Here is a 15,891-nt window from a genome sequence, read left to right on the forward strand (position 1 = left end):
TCTCAATTCGATTAAGATGGGTAGGCAGATGAGCCGTTAACTTGAGCTTTCATTTAGCCGTATAGATGTTAAGATGGCTAAATAATTTTAATCCTCTTCGGTTGTGGACAGTACCCTATGAAAAAAGAGACACAGATAATCAGTACCGGTCGAGATAAAAAGTGGACCAAAGGCGTCATCAACCCTCCAGTATTTCGTGCCTCGACCATGGTGTTTGATACCATGGAGGAGATGCGTTTCGCCACCAAAAACCGGGCCAATGGAGAGATGTTTTATGGCAGGCGCGGAGGACCGACCCACTTCGCCTTTCAGGCCGCCATCGCCGAGCTGGAGGGGGGCGTTGGAACCGCACTATATCCCTCGGGTTCGGCAGCTATCAGCGGTGCCCTGCTCTCATTCCTGAAAGCCGGCGATCACGTGCTGATGGTCGACAGTGCCTATGAGCCTACCCGGGACCTTTGTAATAAGCTACTTGCGGGCCTTGGAATCGAAACCACCTATTACGATCCTATGATAGGTGCAGGGATCAGCGAGCTTATCAGGCCCAATACCAAGGTACTGTTTCTCGAGTCGCCGGGGTCCATCACCATGGAGGTGCAGGACGTGCCGACGCTGAGTGAAATTGCGCACAGACACGATATCGTCGTCATGCTCGATAACACCTGGGCATCTCCCATCAACTCGCGCCCCTTCGATATGGGCGTCGATATCTCGATTCAGGCCGCCACTAAATATATTGTTGGACATTCAGATGTCATGATGGGAACCGCCACCGCCAATGCGGCCCACTGGGATCAGCTGAGAGAAAATAGTTACCTGATGGGGCAATGCACCTCCCCCGATGATGTCTATCTGGCCAGCCGCGGACTGCGAACGCTGGGAGTGCGTATGCAGCAGCATGAACAAAATGCACTCAAGGTTGCCAACTACCTGGCCAGCCGGCCCGAGGTAGACCACATCCGCCATCCGGCTTTCGACACCTGCCCCGGCCATCAGTTCTTTAAACGCGACTTCACCGCCTCCAATGGCCTGTTTTCATTTGTGCTCAAAGAAGGCAACCTTAACTCGGTCACGGCACTGGTTGAAAATATGGAGCACTTTAAGATGGGCTTCTCCTGGGGCGGGTTTGAAAGCCTCATCTTAGGCGTCTTTGGTATAGATAAATTGAGAACGGCCACCAAATGGGATAGCAGCAAGCCCCTGGTACGCCTCCATGTCGGGCTTGAAAACCCCGACGACCTGATTGCCGATCTTGAAGCGGGCTTCGAGCGCTTCAATAGGGCGCTTAAGAACAGGTAACCCATGATTACTAGCGAAAAAACCGTCTTTGAGGCGGTTTTTTTATAGCACTAGTTCACTGACACAGTAAACCCGGACTGTTAACTCCCTGCCCGGTAGTTGACGGGCTGGCCAAATTCGATGACCTCACCGTCTATCACAGCAATTCCCGCATCATCGGGGCAAAAACAGAGCTCAGCAGTTGGCTTATCCCATCGCTGTGGCGAGGGGCTATTCACATCTGCGTATCTGGCTGACAGGGTATCGAGCAGCGCCGAGCCATTTTTGATATCGCTGTCCACATGTGGGATAAACTGAAACGGCAACAGTGACAGGGCCGTTAGATCTTGTAACTGAACATCATTACTGTCACCACAAAGCCAGGCACTCTCGATTGAGGGGGTCATTATCATGGCACCTGCGCTGACCCCGATAAGCGCACCGCCCTCACTGAGGTATTTTCGTAGCGGTTCAATCAGATTCCTTTTTTTAAGCCACTTAAGAAACCTGAAGGTATCGCCACCGGACAGATGTATCCCATCGAAACCGAACATGGCATCGGCAACTGCTGCATCGAAGTCGGTTTCCAGCTCGACATAGTGGCACAGCTCGGCGCCGAGCCGGTGGTAGATCTCCTGCGTTGCCCGATAGTAACAACGCTCAGGATCCGGCTCGGAGGCGATATAGGCCACACGGGGGCTCTTTAAGCCAAGTGAGTTAAGTACACATTGAATCGTCGCCATTCCATTATCGCTGCCGGCATCGCTCACCAGGGCTAAGGTCATAATATTTAATCCATTAATTAGAGTTGATACAGCCTAACCGGGGATTGAATGCGCTGCAATGAAAACCAATTCGGCCCGCCACTAAGCAAGCCCCGCTAGCCTAATTCAATTAACGCTATGGGCAAAAATGCGTCAGCCAAACCCGATTGCTCATTAAGCTGTATTTTATAGGCAAGGATTATTGTTATAATTATGATCTATTTTCAGGGCAGCCTTCATCTCACATATTGGAGCCATACAATCCATGTTTCGTTCGCCTGTTCCGCTTATCACCCTCACCCTCTTTAGCCTTTTTTTTTCCGCATCCGGTGAGGCCAGATCCCAGTACCAGGGGATCAGTGATGACTTTAAGACACTATTTCATAAACAGCTGAAAAAAAATAAGGTTCCCGGTGGCGCCTTCGTCATTATCGAAGATGATGCCATTTTAAAGTTAAGTACCTATGGCAAGAGGGAGAAAGGCGGCAAACTCAATGTTAACTCCAACACCGTCTTTCGCCTTGCCTCGGTATCTAAAACCTTTGCCGGCTCCCTGGCCACCATGCTGGTCCACGAAAATCGATTTAGCTGGGAAGATCCCCTGATTGACTATATGCCCGACTTCACTCTGGCCGATCCCGTCGCCTCGAAACAGATCAACTTAGGTCACGTAATAGGTCAAAGTACCGGACTGATGCCGAACAGCTACGACAATATTCTCAATGCTAATCGTAAGCTGGAAAAAATCATCCCCAAATTTTCCAAGTTAGAACCTATGTGCGCTCCGGGAAAATGTTACAGCTATCAGAACATCGCCTTCTCATTTATCCAGCCGGTGATAGAACAACAGACCGGCAGCGACTACGCAGATTTAGTGACAGACAGAATATTTACCCCACTTAAGATGACTTCGGCCTCAATCGGCATGGACAAGTTTCTTGCGACCAAAAACCGCGCTAAGCCCCATATCAAGACCCGCTCAGGGTTTAAAAAGGTGAAGGTAAAACCTAACTACTATCAGGTGGAGCCCGCCGCCGGTGTTAACGCCAGTATTCTGGACATCTCTAAATGGCTGATAGCCAACCTGGGCAATAACCCGGACGTACTCAGCCCCAGACTCCTGAATGATATTAAGACCCCGGGGGTACGCACCAGCAAAGAGCTGAGGCGCCGTGCCTGGAGAGACTACCTCAATAATGCCCACTACGGTAAGGGGTGGCGGGTATATGACTTCGAGGGCGAGGAGCTGGTTTATCACGCCGGTTGGGTGGCGGGTTACGTCGCCGAGGTCGCCTACTCTCCACGCCTTAAGATAGGTATGGCCATGCTGCTCAACGGTGAATCCCGGGTCATCGGAGAACTGGGAGCCAGCTTCTGGCACAGCGTGATGAAACAGCAGGCCACATTGACCGCTAAAAAATAATTCCGTTATCTATGCCCATTACCGATGCCCGTTAAACGTAACGGGCAATAAGCTCACCTTCTAATGAAGGCTTGTTATATTTTTTTAATTTAGCTTCTGGCTGAGTCGGTATTGGATAGTTTATTTGAAGGTTTTACCTTCATTGTTATCTACCGCCTGCCCGGAGAGGGGATGTGCAGATACGTCTTCGGGCCGCTGTGAAGCCATCCTTGGCCGCTTAACGAAAACCTCCCTGTTTTCGATACCCTCAGACGCATCTGCACTGACTGATTTACAAAAAAGTTATCTCTTCGATTAGGCTTCAAACTACCCGCAAGCTTCGGGATATCTAACTTACTTCTGCCCCTTTTCGTGTTAACTAGTGACATATCGCCACCAATGAACAGCCAATATAGCCTTATGTTTTTTATCAATGGGTTACTTAGAACCCGAAAAACATTATGCAAATACACAGCGATAATTTTCTCACAGATAACCCGCGACAAAAGTGAGCAAAAACCTGATGTTTATGCTCAATAAACTGCCGTTAAATGTTTAATCAATTGAATTAAAAGGGTTTGATTGTTTGTTGTAGAGACCTCTACATCAACTTGCTCAGCTTTGCGGGCGGCTTATTCAACTTTTCTGGAAACGATGTTGATTTTGTCGCTTTATTTCAGTGTATTAGCATGGCATAGTTGCTGTAAGTTAAATTTTAGGCAGCAGTTTATTGAGCTGCTATTCAATAAGCTGTTAGGTTTAGGACGTAGGTGCGTATAAATCGACTGAATCATTACGCTGATGTAGTTTTAAAAATGTTCATAGGCTGGAAAGTGGGCGATGAGCTAGAAACATTAGCAATATCTGCCAAATGAAGTTACTGAAGCAAAAATTGAGCATTAAAAGAGATTTACAAATGAAGATAAAAGAAGTAATTGATGATTTATTCAATGAAAATACTAATTATGCAACACCAGATCAAGCGACAAACCAAGCAAGCTCTTTAGTGTCTTTATCTACGGATTTATATACAGATTCAAAACGTTTCATTTACGAGCTTTTACAAAATGCAGATGATTCATCAGAGCCAGAAAGTACGGTAAAAGTTTGGATAAAGATATTCGGAAATTCTCTGGTTGTAGCTCATTCAGGCCGAAAGTTTAGTCCTCGTGATATAAGAGGTATTTGTAATGTTAATAATGGAACTAAAAAAGAAGACTCAAGTAAAACGGGCTATAAAGGTATAGGGTTTAAGTCAGTTTTTGGACAGTCTGATAAAGTTACGATTTTTACCGATAATGAATTTTTTAGGTTTGACGCATCCTATCCATTTGATTGGATATGGGATGGTACAAAAGATGAGTGGGAAGCAAAAAGTGATAGAGAGTTTGTTAACCCGTGGCAGATAACTCCTATTTACACCGAAGTAAGTGAAGGGATTTTGAAGCCTATAGAACTATATCTAAATACAATAAAAGCAAATGTAGCGACAATTATAGAATTACATGATAAAGGCGATGTTCTTTTGGCTCTTAAAGAATTGTCAGAAGATGTAAATATGTACCTTTTTCTGAAAAGTATTTCATCAATTAATTTTGACATAGATAATAGAAAGCATATTGAAATAGATCGTTCTGAAAGTAACCGTATAGTTTTAAAAAATGGTCAAAGCGAACAAAACAAATGGTTGACTAGCTCTATAACATTGAGCGTACCTAGTGATCTAAAAGTCGCTCTTCAAGATGAAAGGAATATACCCGACAAGCTATTAAATGCCGAAACCATTGAGTTAACACTTGCTGCAAAAACAGGTACTGATGGAATAGTTAAACTGTATCAGAATGAAAGACGAATATATTCTTATTTACCTACAGAAGAAACTAAATACTCACTACCTGTTTTAGTAAATACTAGCTTTCTTACCAACGCAAACCGAGAGCACCTTCACGCAGACTCAAAGTGGAACCAATGGCTGTTTAAGAGTATTTCGGTTGAAATATTCAAATGGATTGCACGCTTAGTTGAGACTGAATATCAGTATCAAGCTTATAAGTTGATTCCAGATAAAATACACAATGATGAATTGGGAACGCAATTTAATATAGGTAGGCAAGAAGCTATCGAAACTGTTGCTTTTGTGCGAGAGAAACCGAAATCATTAGTTAAAATTAAAGACTCAATAATCGACTTTACTTTCTTATCGAGAAAGTCATTTATTGGTGAGGAAGCGATAAAATCATTTATTGTCGGTTCTGAATCAACAGGGAAAGAAAGTACTAAAGTCTTTGTCGAAAACACTGGATTTGGTAAGGAGTTTAAAGCATTAGGAGCGAGTACTTTTGAATGGAAATGTTTAGCTGAATTCGTCAAATCAAAAGGCTTTATTGATGCTCATTCGATAGAAAACAACATAGAGTTAATAAAGCACCTTAAATTTCTTTCTGAAAAAGAAACTTTTGAAAGCATTACTAACACACAACTTAGTAAATTAGCTTTTATTTGGGATCATAAAGGGGCTTTAAACGCACCATATGACATTTATTTTCCAACAAGTAAGGACACAAGCTGGAATGTAAAAGATAGTGAATTATCTTTTATTCACCAAAGGCTGCAAGATTGGCTCTCAACTGAAATTAATATCAGGTCATGGCTCGGGAATCTTGGGGTGGTTGAAAAAACAGATATCAGTTTTATTACTAAAACAATAATTCCTAATGCAGAAAGTTATATTACAGAAGAAAATGCAGTTAAAACCATGCATGACCTATTTTCTCTTTATAAAAAAGGTGACTTAACTGCAGGTGTGCTTTCAAGTTTATCGAACCTAAAACTAATGACTGTTCAAGGATGCCTACTAAAGGCAAGTGAGTGTTTTTTATCGAAAATATATTCACCTCGTCTAGAAATAGAAGGTATGCTAAATAAAGATATATTTGTTAGTGATGTTTATTTAACTACAAAAGCAGATACAGATGAATGGAAGAGGTTTTTTAAATTACTTGGTGTTCAAGATGGAATAACTTGTATAACAATTGAAGATAAAACAAGCCGAACAGAGCTGGTGACACAAGGCTATTTAAATAATTATTTTGATGGGAGTGATAAAAAATTCAATCCCTGGCAAACAACGTTTACAGCTGATACTTATAGTAAAATATCAACTCTTAAGTTTATAAACGACTCAATTGATAATTACCAATTCTCTCTACAGTTTTGGAGAGATATTGTTGAAAATTGCTCTGCTACAGATCTAATTTCATTTCCAATAGCATTCTGGGGTAACTCTGGTAGGCCAGGTAGAACAAGTGGTGACGAAGTTGGTAGTTATACCTCATGGTTTATCAAAAACCTCAAGTGTATACCTGTTGTCACTAAGGAATGTGAATCATCAGATAAAGTGCTTCTTAATACAGAAGAAATGAAGAAAATTGCAGGTAATTACCTACCCATATTTGATGGTGTTCAATTAACACCTAATTGGCTCTCATTCTTTGACTTTAAAACTTCTTTAGAGATTGCTGACCATCTAAAACTTCTTAAAGAAATATCAAACGACACAACTGATAAAGGTAATGTTAAAAAGAAAAATATCGAAAGAATACAGTTAGTCTATAAAGAGTTATTGACTCAGTGTGTTAATTGGAATGAACAAGAGTTAAAACAAGTTGAAGAGTGGGCCAAAGACTCACAATTGCAAAATACTAGTGGCACTCCTGTAAGTTGCAGTTCTTTGAAATATTTCTTAGATGGAAATAGCAACATATTCCATGATGAGTTTGATTTTTTAGAATTGAATGCAGAAAACAAAAGAAACCCTAATTTAAAATCATTTTTAAAGGCTTTCAATATTAAGGTTTTGAAACAAGGTGATTTTGAGCTAATTAAAACAACCCCTGAAAAATCTAACGGCTTCATAACTAAACTAGAAAATATAATTGCGTATTTTAAAGCTTGGATAACTAATGAATACAGTGATGATACAACTAAAGAAAATATTGCAAAGTTAGACGATAAACTGTCGAAGTTAGAAGCTATTGAAGCTGATGCATTACAGATTAAATATGGTGATATCGACTTCATTAGAAATGTTAATTTGCATTTTGATGAGAATAAGCTTTATGTGACAAAGCCGTGGAATGCGAATCGAGTATTAATAGAACTTTCAGATAAGCTATGCAATTACTTTGAGTTACTAGGTCACGATAAGAAACTAGATTTTCTCTTAAGGTCAGAAAATAGTGAAATAAACGATCATTTCAAAGAATTGTGTATTGAGATTTTAGATACTGAATTATTCATCAATAAGCAAACATCTGTCACAGGTGAAACTATTCAAGCACCTTTGGCTAGTAAAACTATACGCTCATTTGAAGAGCTTGAAGAAGAAGTAGATATAAAGGGTATTTCCCCAAGTTTTTTTCATATCCCTTCAGCAGATTATGAACGGCTAAAGTATGTCCAAGGGTTAATATCAAGAGCAGTAAAAAACATTGTTAACTACTTAAATTCTTTACCCGAATACGATTGCTCTAATCACTATGAAATAGCCAAAAGTATTATCGGAGGTATCACTAAGAATGGAAAAAGTGTAACCGTAGTCGCTAGACCTTCAGATAATGATGAAGTTCTGCTTTATTACACTTCAGAGTTTGATGTGCTGCAGTATGTAGATGCTGAGCTATGGTGCGAAGATGGCAAAAATACGCCCCAAAAGATCACTTTGGGACAACTTCTCAAGTTAACAGAAATAAATAAAATTCCGGTAACCAGGTTAGCTATTTCAAGTGCTGAAGTAACAGAGTTATGTAACAAACAAAAATCTATAACGCACGAATTTAATGCAGTTCCTTTAGCACCTTTTCAGGTTGCTAAAATAATAGCTTCCTTCGCAAATACAGAAGGCGGTACTTTAGTCTTTGGAATCAACGAGGTTACATCAACTCTGAATGAGACAGTTGGTATAAGCTCTGATTACCGAATTGGTGAAATCATGACGGAAGCAATTTCATTCCTCTCACAGAAGCCTGAGGTTATTTGTGATTGGATTGATAGTAATGCAAAACGGCTTTTTGTTATAAAGACCGAAAAGTCCAAAGATATAATATCCCTCGGCGATGAAATATATATAAGAGAAGGAAGCGAAAATAAACTTAAACATGAGACATCTCCTCAAGCAGAGAAAACTTTATCAAAGCCAAGTTTTGAAAAAACAGTAGCACTTATTATTGGTATTGAAAATTACGCTACTAGAGAACAAAACCAGATTCCTCCGGTGAAATATGCTGAGCGAGATGCTCACTTGTTTAAGACAGTTTTAATTGATGAATTAGGTGTAGAAGAAGAAAATATTCATTTAATTCTTAATGAAGAAGCATTACAAAGCAGCTTGCAGTATGACCTACAAAGCCTTTTCTATGGACTGTCCTCAAAAGATCGACTTATTTTTTATTATGTTGGTCACGGCTTTCATAACGGTGTAACTAATTACTTATCTACTTACGATATGCACCCAATGAATGTTGATAAAACTGCAATTTCACTTCGCGATATCTTATTGGATCCTCTGTCTAAGTCGGAGTGTAATTCTGCGATGATTTTTATTGACGCTTGTGCACAGTCATTTGTATGTGACAATAGCAGGAATACGCTGTCAAATATTGATGTGGATGAAATAAAGCTCGTATTAAGTGATAGTAACTATCTGGCATCATATTTCTCGTGTCAACCGGGACAAAGCTCGTATTCATGTGATAACTTGAAGCAAGGGATTTGGACCTACCACCTATCTCAAGCTATAAAAGGTGAGAAGCCTGAAGCAATTTTGTCAGAAAAATACGTGACAGATAGATCGTTGAGTGACTATTTGGCTAAATCAGTAGCATCCTATGTTAATGACGAGCTTGGATATGCTCAAAATCCAAAGTCAATCTTAGATGCGGATAGCGAAAATGTGTTAGTTCAAATTTCATAAGACCAAGGCCAAGCTATAAATTTTCACCTGAGAAAATGGTCATAAACAAAAAGAAAGTTGTGACGTTCAACTTCAATTGTTCGAGTTATTTATAACCCGATAAAATGCTATGTTGGGGTCTTGAATAAAATACAGTACTGGCATAGTAGGGTTCAAACCTAACAAGCAGTTGCAAGCGACACATTTTATTACGCCATTTTTGTGCATTTGTCGCAGGCTCCAATTATTGCACAAAAACGCTACATAAAATGTGCGCCTGAACGGGGCGTTACGCACATACAATTGCCATACTTTTCCAAATCTAAGCTCATGAGCTAGAGATAAGCCTTAAGCTCACTTCTGTCCAAAATCGAGCTACAACCTGAAAACTTAAATCGAAGAAATAAACACTCAGGTGTAAACGCGGCTGTGACCTTCGGCATCAGGGATGATGTCGCAGAGCGTATAGGGATCGCTTTTCAACGAAATCCATATCTAAAAGCCAGCTCGGCATCCATGCCTCTCGTTCATAAGCTCAGAAACCAACCGTTTCTATTCACCGTGTCACAGAAGTGTTTGCACATTCAGGTCGTTTATTGGCATCCTGCCACCACGACATTTGTGCATCCCTGCACGGCACGAGCCGCAGGCTATAGATTAATTTGAAGCCATGCCATTCAATATGGCATGGCTAAATATCCGCGAAGCCAGATGAATAAATGAGAGATACTTGAAACTTGTTATCCGACAAGTAAACAGTTTTTTGTCCAGAGCTGAGTTAAAAAGCGATAAACTTTATCGCCCCCCTCCCCCGATAACCCAGCCCGTTCCGATAGACACACCAGATGGCTAGCGGGTAGAATACGCGGCCGATAAAATGATCTGTGAAGTGGACAGTCTCGCTATGAAAAACCAATTTGAATTGCTGGCACCCGGTGGCGATATAGATTCGATAAAAGCCGCCATAGTGGCGGGCGCCGATGCTATCTATTGCGGTTTAGATCATTTTAATGCCAGAACCCGTGCGGCTAATATCACATTCGAAGACCTGCACGGCATCCTGAGGCTGGCACACAAACACGACTGCCAGATCTTCCTGACCCTGAATATCATCATTTTGGAGAGCGAGCTGCCTGCGCTGATCCGATTGCTCAATGAACTGGTTAATACGGGTATCGATGGCGTCATCGTCCAGGATCTGGGCCTGTTCTATATCCTCTCCAGATACTATAAAAGCCTTGACGTGCATGCATCGACTCAGGTGACGACTCACAACGAGGGGCAGATACTGTTTCTCAATAAGCTAGGCGCGGGCAGAACAAACCTATCCCGTGAATTGAACATCGATGAAATAAAGCAGCTCACAGAGCTTTCTCATCAGAACGATATGATGACTGAGGTGTTCGTTCACGGCTCTAACTGTATCGGCTTCTCCGGTCTGTGTTATATCAGCTCGGCTCATGGCGGTAACTCGGGTAACCGGGGGCGCTGCAGCCAGCCTTGTCGTGATCAGTACCAGACGACACGGGCAGGCAAAGATTTTCCACTTAATCTCAAAGATAACTCCGCTTTCTCGGACATTGCCGCCCTCGCTGACGCCGGCGTCGATTCACTGAAAATTGAAGGGCGCATAAAGAAGTTTCACTACGTCTATACAGTGGTCAGCAGCTGGAGAGAGCAGATCCAGCGCTATTGCCAATATTCGAGTGTAAAGAGTGACAATGAAGAGTTATATAAGGTGTTCAACCGGGACTTTACCAACTCTTATCTTACAGGGGATATCAATAGAAACATGTTTATTGATAACCCGAGAGACAACTCGGTGCAGTATTTCACCGATCTCAAAGGCTACACCACAGAGGCTGAGATCCAATCGGTGAAAAAAGCGCTCTACGATGAGAAAACCGAAATTATTCAGACCGTCGAGCAGAAGATCAGCGATTTAGATATTGGTAAAATCCCACTCAATCTCACTTTCTCGGGAACGCTGAATACCCCCCTGCTCATCTCGGTTCAGACCCCGGATAAGCACTTCACGGTGCAAGCTGACACGGCGCTGTTCAGTGCCGGTAAATATACCCTGGACGACGCCTGTATCGAGCAGAGGTTCAAGAGCCTCAACAATGCGAAACATCATCTGACGGAGCTCAATACTGACAAGCTGGATTCTGATCTGTTTATCTCTTTTAAAGCGCTCACGGCGCTGAAAAACAAGATCGAATACCGGCTGAACGATGAGCAGGCGATAATCAAGCCGATAACCCTGAATAAGCTGCCAAAACAGCGACAAGCCGGTAAGGCCAGGCTCTCCGTACTCATAGGTTCAAGCAAAGATCTCGAGCTGTGCGACACCTGCTCCGCCGATATCTATTATCAGCTTCCCGACTGTATCGAGAGTCAATACGGTGAGCTTATCGAGCTGTTTTCAAACAATGAAGGTTTAATCCCCTGGTTTCCGTCGATCCTTATCGGTGAGAACTACCGGGCCGCGGTAAAACTGTTAGAGACAATTAAGCCTCGGCTTATCGTCACCAATAATAGCGGTATCGCTCACGCCGCTTATGAGAGTGGCATAGATTGGATAGCCGGCCCCTACCTCAACATCACCAACTCCTATAGTTTGTTAGCGTTGAAGGAGGAGTTTAACTGTTATGGCTCATTTATCTCTAACGAGATAAACAGGAAACAGATAAAGCATATTGCCGGCTGTGGTGATATGAAGCTCTATTACAGTATCTTCCACCCTATCCTGTTGTTATCCAGCAGGCAGTGTCTGTTCCACCAGACAACAGGCTGCCGCAAGGAGTCGATGGACGCAGATTGCCTCACCGAGTGCAAGAAGTCTGTCTCAATCATGAATTTGAAAGACACCTCCTTTGTCATCGATAAGCAGATGGGGGAACATAACAACATGTATGGCAGTCAGCATTTCCTCAACACAGAGATCGTGAACGATATACCCGATATGTTCAGCGGCTTTTTTATCGATCTCAGAGATATCAGAACCACGACCCGAGCCGGGCGGGATAAATTGAAGATAGTGACGCTGTTTGAGAGTCTGCTCGAAGGTCACTGTGATGCGGCGACTGAGCTGCACCGGCTTATTGACCACACCACAGACACCCAATATAAGAAAGGGCTGTAGGGCTAACAGTAAAAAGGCATCACTCTTGTGAGCTGGATTAAGAGGTGCGCCGTTTTATCTTGTTTCAAAGTGCTAATAATTTAAAATCTGGCATCAGTTTTCAACCATATGAGGTAAGAAGATGAAGGACGGCCTGCAACATCAAGCCTATCAGATGGTCCTTTTTAATGCCTTAGCAACCACAGGCAGCCTCACTAAGGCCGCAGAGAAGCTCGAGGTCTCAGTCTCTCACGTCAGTAAACAGCTGCATATTCTGGAGGAGAAGCTTAACGTCCAGCTGATCAATCGTAGCACCAGAAGCCAGGCACTGACTCAGGAAGGCAAAGATTTCGCCGATTATTGTGAGCAGATAGTGAGTCTGATCCAAAGTGCCAATACACTGATGACCGACTCCAGAGATGAGATCTCCGGAAATGTTCGTCTGGCGCTCTCCTGCTCATTTGGCACGCTGCACGTTCTGCCGGCTTTAGACCAGCTTCAGAAAAAATACCCTTCGCTCACCACAGAGGTCAGCCTGTTTGACTATAAGGTCGACATGTTGGAGGAGGAGATCGACCTCTGGTTCACGACATTCGAAGAGATCAATGCCGGCTATGTGGCACAGAGAATCGTCGACACACACTTCATTTTATTAGCATCACCCGACTACATACAGGAACACGGCGCCCCGACACACCCGGATGAGCTTAAGAAGCATAACTGCGTCACCTACCATAGCAAGAATCGCAGCTACACCCACTGGCTATTTGCTAAAGAGGATGAGCAACTCGATGTAGAGGTCTCAGGAAATTATCGGGTAGACAAGGCTGAAGCCATTCGTGATGCCGTATTGGCAGGCCGCGGTATAGGCTATATCGCCAGTTATCTGCTGACCGATGAGCTTGAAAACGGCAAACTTGTCCCACTGATGTCAGACTGGAAGCCCACGCAAAAGATGCCTGTCTATGCCGTCTACCCTAAATACCAGAACCTTCCCATTCGACTGAAAACCATCATAGAGTTTGTGAAGCAGGCCATAGGTCAGCCCCCCTACTGGGACAAGAACCTATCTAAATGGCTTAAACGTTAACAATAATACAGACTCTTTACTCACTAAATTATGTGGCAACCGGTTCATTGACTCGGTTGCTAACACTCCCCCTAGCCTTTTGTATCCCACTGTTCTTCCCCTCCTCTTCTCATATGGAAAAACTGTTTCAAGCGATAGCCGGTAGATGAAAAAAGCCGACTTAATTACCATCTGTTTATCGACGGGGAAATGACTTAGTTGAAATCTCCTTTTAATAGCACCGCTAATTTATCAATATTAAAAGCGAGTTTTTATCTCACGTAATCATCCCCTCCATTTAATTGATAAAACAATATTCAATTTATATTCAGAGGTAATTTATGTCAGTCGTTAATAAAAGCGAAAGAACCAGTGGAATAAAACAATATCATATCGGTATGGTGGAAGGGGATGTTGCCGAATATGTGCTTCTTCCGGGAGACCCATTCAGAACAGATATCATAGCCCGCTATTTAGATGACGTAGAATTGGTCGCCCATAAGCGTGAACATAAGACATATACCGGTTATTACAAAGGGGTCAGAGTCTCAGTCACATCGACCGGCATGGGCTGTCCATCGACGGCTATTGCCGCGGAAGAGCTGGCTAATATCGGTGCAAAGGTGTTCATCCGCTTAGGAAGCTGCGCCGCCCTTCAGGATGAGATCAATATCGGCGATCTGGTTATCACCACAGCCGCAATGAAAAATGAGGGCACATCTAAGTTCTATGTTCCGGATAACCTCCCGGCAGTCGCCGATCTCGAGGTCACTTCGGAACTGATACGTGTCGCTAAGGAGATGTCGAACGGTGATGACTATCAGGTTCACTGGGGGATCAGCTCAACCGACGACTCATTTTACGGCGAGACACCTGAGTGGATCCAGAAGCTTATCGATCTGAACCTGAAGAACATCGAGATGGAAGCATCGGCACTCTTTACCGTCTGCCACCGCCGAGGTTTAAAGGGAGCAACCATATGTGCGGTAGCGGCCAACCATAAGCGAGGCGAAAACTTCTGGGGTAAGCGCAATGTGCTGCTCGAAAAAGGTATCGAGAAGGAGACAGAGGTGGCACTGGAGGCCATCTACCGCTTCCACCACGGCAAGAACCTATTCTAAAAATTGACTATCACCTGGTGCTCAAAATATAGCGCCAAGCTATAACATAGAGCACCACCAGATATCGTTAATAAAAGGCAAATATAATGAGTTATGAAATTATTGGTTACTTAGGTTCCGCCATTATTGCAATATCTTTGTTGCTTACTAATGTAAACAAACTGCGATATATTAACTCCCTTGGCTGCGCAATCATGGTGACCTACGCCCTGTTAATTAGTGCATATCCGGTTGTTTTGATGAATTGTATATGCATCATAATTAACCTCTACCACATAGTTAAAGCGAGTTGTAATAATATAAACTCTGATATTCAATATAGCGAAAATAATTAAACGTTGATATCAACAGACAGAGTAAAAAACAGAAAACCGGATAAACACCATGGTTTATCCGGATGATGGATTAGCCTACTGCCAGCAGGCTATTACCGATAGCCTGTGACGAATAAAAGCGCCAAAGTTTAATCGTTACCTCTGCCCGAATCTCTCTTATTAAGATACTCCACTCCCCAGCTTTGCAGCGCCTCTATAACCTCTAGTGTCGCTTCTACCGGACAGCCAAGGTTACAATCATACTGAGTATGAGACATAAGGTTCGCCTATTAACATTTTTACTCAACCGCTCCTGGGACAGCTTCTGGTATACATTAAGTACTGAGTATACAAAGTGTAACTATATATCCAAAATGTGCGTACTTACATCTTTCCTCCTACTCACTTATGCTGGCCCCCTCTCAACGACAATAAGGTTATAGGTAATGAGTAGTACATTGACAATTGTGGCAAGAATTGAAGCGGTCGAAGACAAGGTCGAACTGGTTAAACGTGAGTTACTCAAGCTAATCGCGCCGACGTTAAATGAGCCTGGCTGTATCCAATACGATCTTCACCAGGACAATGAATATCCGGCAGTATTTATCTTTTATGAAAACTGGCAAAGCCGTGAGTTATGGCAAGCCCATATGGGCAGCACACATCTGGCTGAGTATAAGCGCGCGACAGAGGGCGCGGTCGCCTCTTTCGCCTTAAATGAAATGACCAAAATCCGGGAATAAGCGCACGGTAGCGGGGGCTGAGTAAAAACCGACACTGCAACAGACCATGGTTTAGGCGCTGAAAGTAATCTTAGATTAGCCTCTGAGCCCGCTATCTAAACCCAGTGACTAAACAGTGACTAGGCC

At 42.9% G+C, this 15,891-nt stretch carries 9 protein-coding genes; 7 read left to right on the forward strand and 2 right to left on the reverse strand.

Annotation, left to right across the window (positions count from 1 at the left end):
- Nucleotides 1-117: 117 nt before the first annotated feature.
- Entirely contained in the window at nucleotides 118-1,299 is a 1,182-nt protein-coding gene (locus Q1B47_RS03825; RefSeq protein ID WP_299788901.1) for a cystathionine beta-lyase, read from the forward strand.
- A gap of 80 nt (nucleotides 1,300-1,379) precedes the next feature.
- Here the strand turns inward: Q1B47_RS03825 and Q1B47_RS03830 are convergent, their stop codons facing one another.
- On the reverse strand, nucleotides 1,380-2,063 hold the full coding sequence (locus Q1B47_RS03830; RefSeq protein WP_299788904.1) for a Type 1 glutamine amidotransferase-like domain-containing protein: 684 nt from the start codon (nucleotides 2,061-2,063) through the stop codon (nucleotides 1,380-1,382).
- A 244-nt stretch (nucleotides 2,064-2,307) separates the two neighbouring features.
- Between Q1B47_RS03830 and Q1B47_RS03835 the strand changes: the two genes are divergently transcribed.
- The 5 genes from Q1B47_RS03835 (at nucleotide 2,308) to Q1B47_RS03855 (ending at nucleotide 14,708) form a co-directional block, all read left to right on the forward strand.
- A complete protein-coding gene (locus Q1B47_RS03835) occupies nucleotides 2,308-3,465 on the forward strand; it encodes a serine hydrolase domain-containing protein (protein ID WP_299788907.1) in 1,158 nt (385 codons plus the stop codon).
- A gap of 895 nt (nucleotides 3,466-4,360) precedes the next feature.
- Nucleotides 4,361-9,415 (forward strand): caspase family protein, encoded by a 5,055-nt coding sequence (locus Q1B47_RS03840; RefSeq protein WP_299788910.1) that lies wholly within the window; start codon nucleotides 4,361-4,363, stop codon nucleotides 9,413-9,415.
- Nucleotides 9,416-10,298: 883 nt separating this feature from the next.
- Nucleotides 10,299-12,539 (forward strand): peptidase U32 family protein, encoded by a 2,241-nt coding sequence (locus tag Q1B47_RS03845; protein ID WP_299788913.1) that lies wholly within the window; start codon nucleotides 10,299-10,301, stop codon nucleotides 12,537-12,539.
- A 121-nt stretch (nucleotides 12,540-12,660) separates the two neighbouring features.
- Complete coding sequence (locus Q1B47_RS03850) at nucleotides 12,661-13,608, forward strand: LysR family transcriptional regulator (protein WP_299788916.1); 948 nt, start codon at nucleotides 12,661-12,663, stop codon at nucleotides 13,606-13,608.
- Nucleotides 13,609-13,928: 320 nt separating this feature from the next.
- Entirely contained in the window at nucleotides 13,929-14,708 is a 780-nt protein-coding gene (locus Q1B47_RS03855; protein ID WP_299788919.1) for a nucleoside phosphorylase, read from the forward strand.
- A gap of 463 nt (nucleotides 14,709-15,171) precedes the next feature.
- Here Q1B47_RS03855 and Q1B47_RS03860 read toward each other — a convergent pair whose 3' ends face one another.
- Nucleotides 15,172-15,300 (reverse strand): hypothetical protein, encoded by a 129-nt coding sequence (locus Q1B47_RS03860; RefSeq protein WP_299788922.1) that lies wholly within the window; start codon nucleotides 15,298-15,300, stop codon nucleotides 15,172-15,174.
- Nucleotides 15,301-15,468: 168 nt separating this feature from the next.
- Between Q1B47_RS03860 and Q1B47_RS03865 the strand changes: the two genes are divergently transcribed.
- Nucleotides 15,469-15,765 (forward strand): putative quinol monooxygenase, encoded by a 297-nt coding sequence (locus Q1B47_RS03865; RefSeq protein ID WP_299788925.1) that lies wholly within the window; start codon nucleotides 15,469-15,471, stop codon nucleotides 15,763-15,765.
- Nucleotides 15,766-15,891 lie beyond the last annotated feature (126 nt).

It is taken from the genome of uncultured Shewanella sp., from assembly GCF_947501225.1.
In the GTDB taxonomy this organism is placed as follows: Bacteria; Pseudomonadota; Gammaproteobacteria; order Enterobacterales; family Shewanellaceae; genus Shewanella.

Coding starts and splice junctions, on each gene's coding strand:
- Q1B47_RS03825 (WP_299788901.1), top strand. CDS start 118: ATGAAAAAAGAGACACAGATAATCAGTACCGGTCGAGATAAAAAGTGG.
- Q1B47_RS03865 (WP_299788925.1), top strand. CDS start 15,469: ATGAGTAGTACATTGACAATTGTGGCAAGAATTGAAGCGGTCGAAGAC.
- Q1B47_RS03840 (WP_299788910.1), top strand. CDS start 4,361: ATGAAGATAAAAGAAGTAATTGATGATTTATTCAATGAAAATACTAAT.
- Q1B47_RS03850 (WP_299788916.1), top strand. CDS start 12,661: ATGAAGGACGGCCTGCAACATCAAGCCTATCAGATGGTCCTTTTTAAT.
- Q1B47_RS03845 (WP_299788913.1), top strand. CDS start 10,299: ATGAAAAACCAATTTGAATTGCTGGCACCCGGTGGCGATATAGATTCG.
- Q1B47_RS03830 (WP_299788904.1), bottom strand. CDS start 2,063: ATGACCTTAGCCCTGGTGAGCGATGCCGGCAGCGATAATGGAATGGCG.
- Q1B47_RS03860 (WP_299788922.1), bottom strand. CDS start 15,300: ATGTCTCATACTCAGTATGATTGTAACCTTGGCTGTCCGGTAGAAGCG.
- Q1B47_RS03835 (WP_299788907.1), top strand. CDS start 2,308: ATGTTTCGTTCGCCTGTTCCGCTTATCACCCTCACCCTCTTTAGCCTT.
- Q1B47_RS03855 (WP_299788919.1), top strand. CDS start 13,929: ATGTCAGTCGTTAATAAAAGCGAAAGAACCAGTGGAATAAAACAATAT.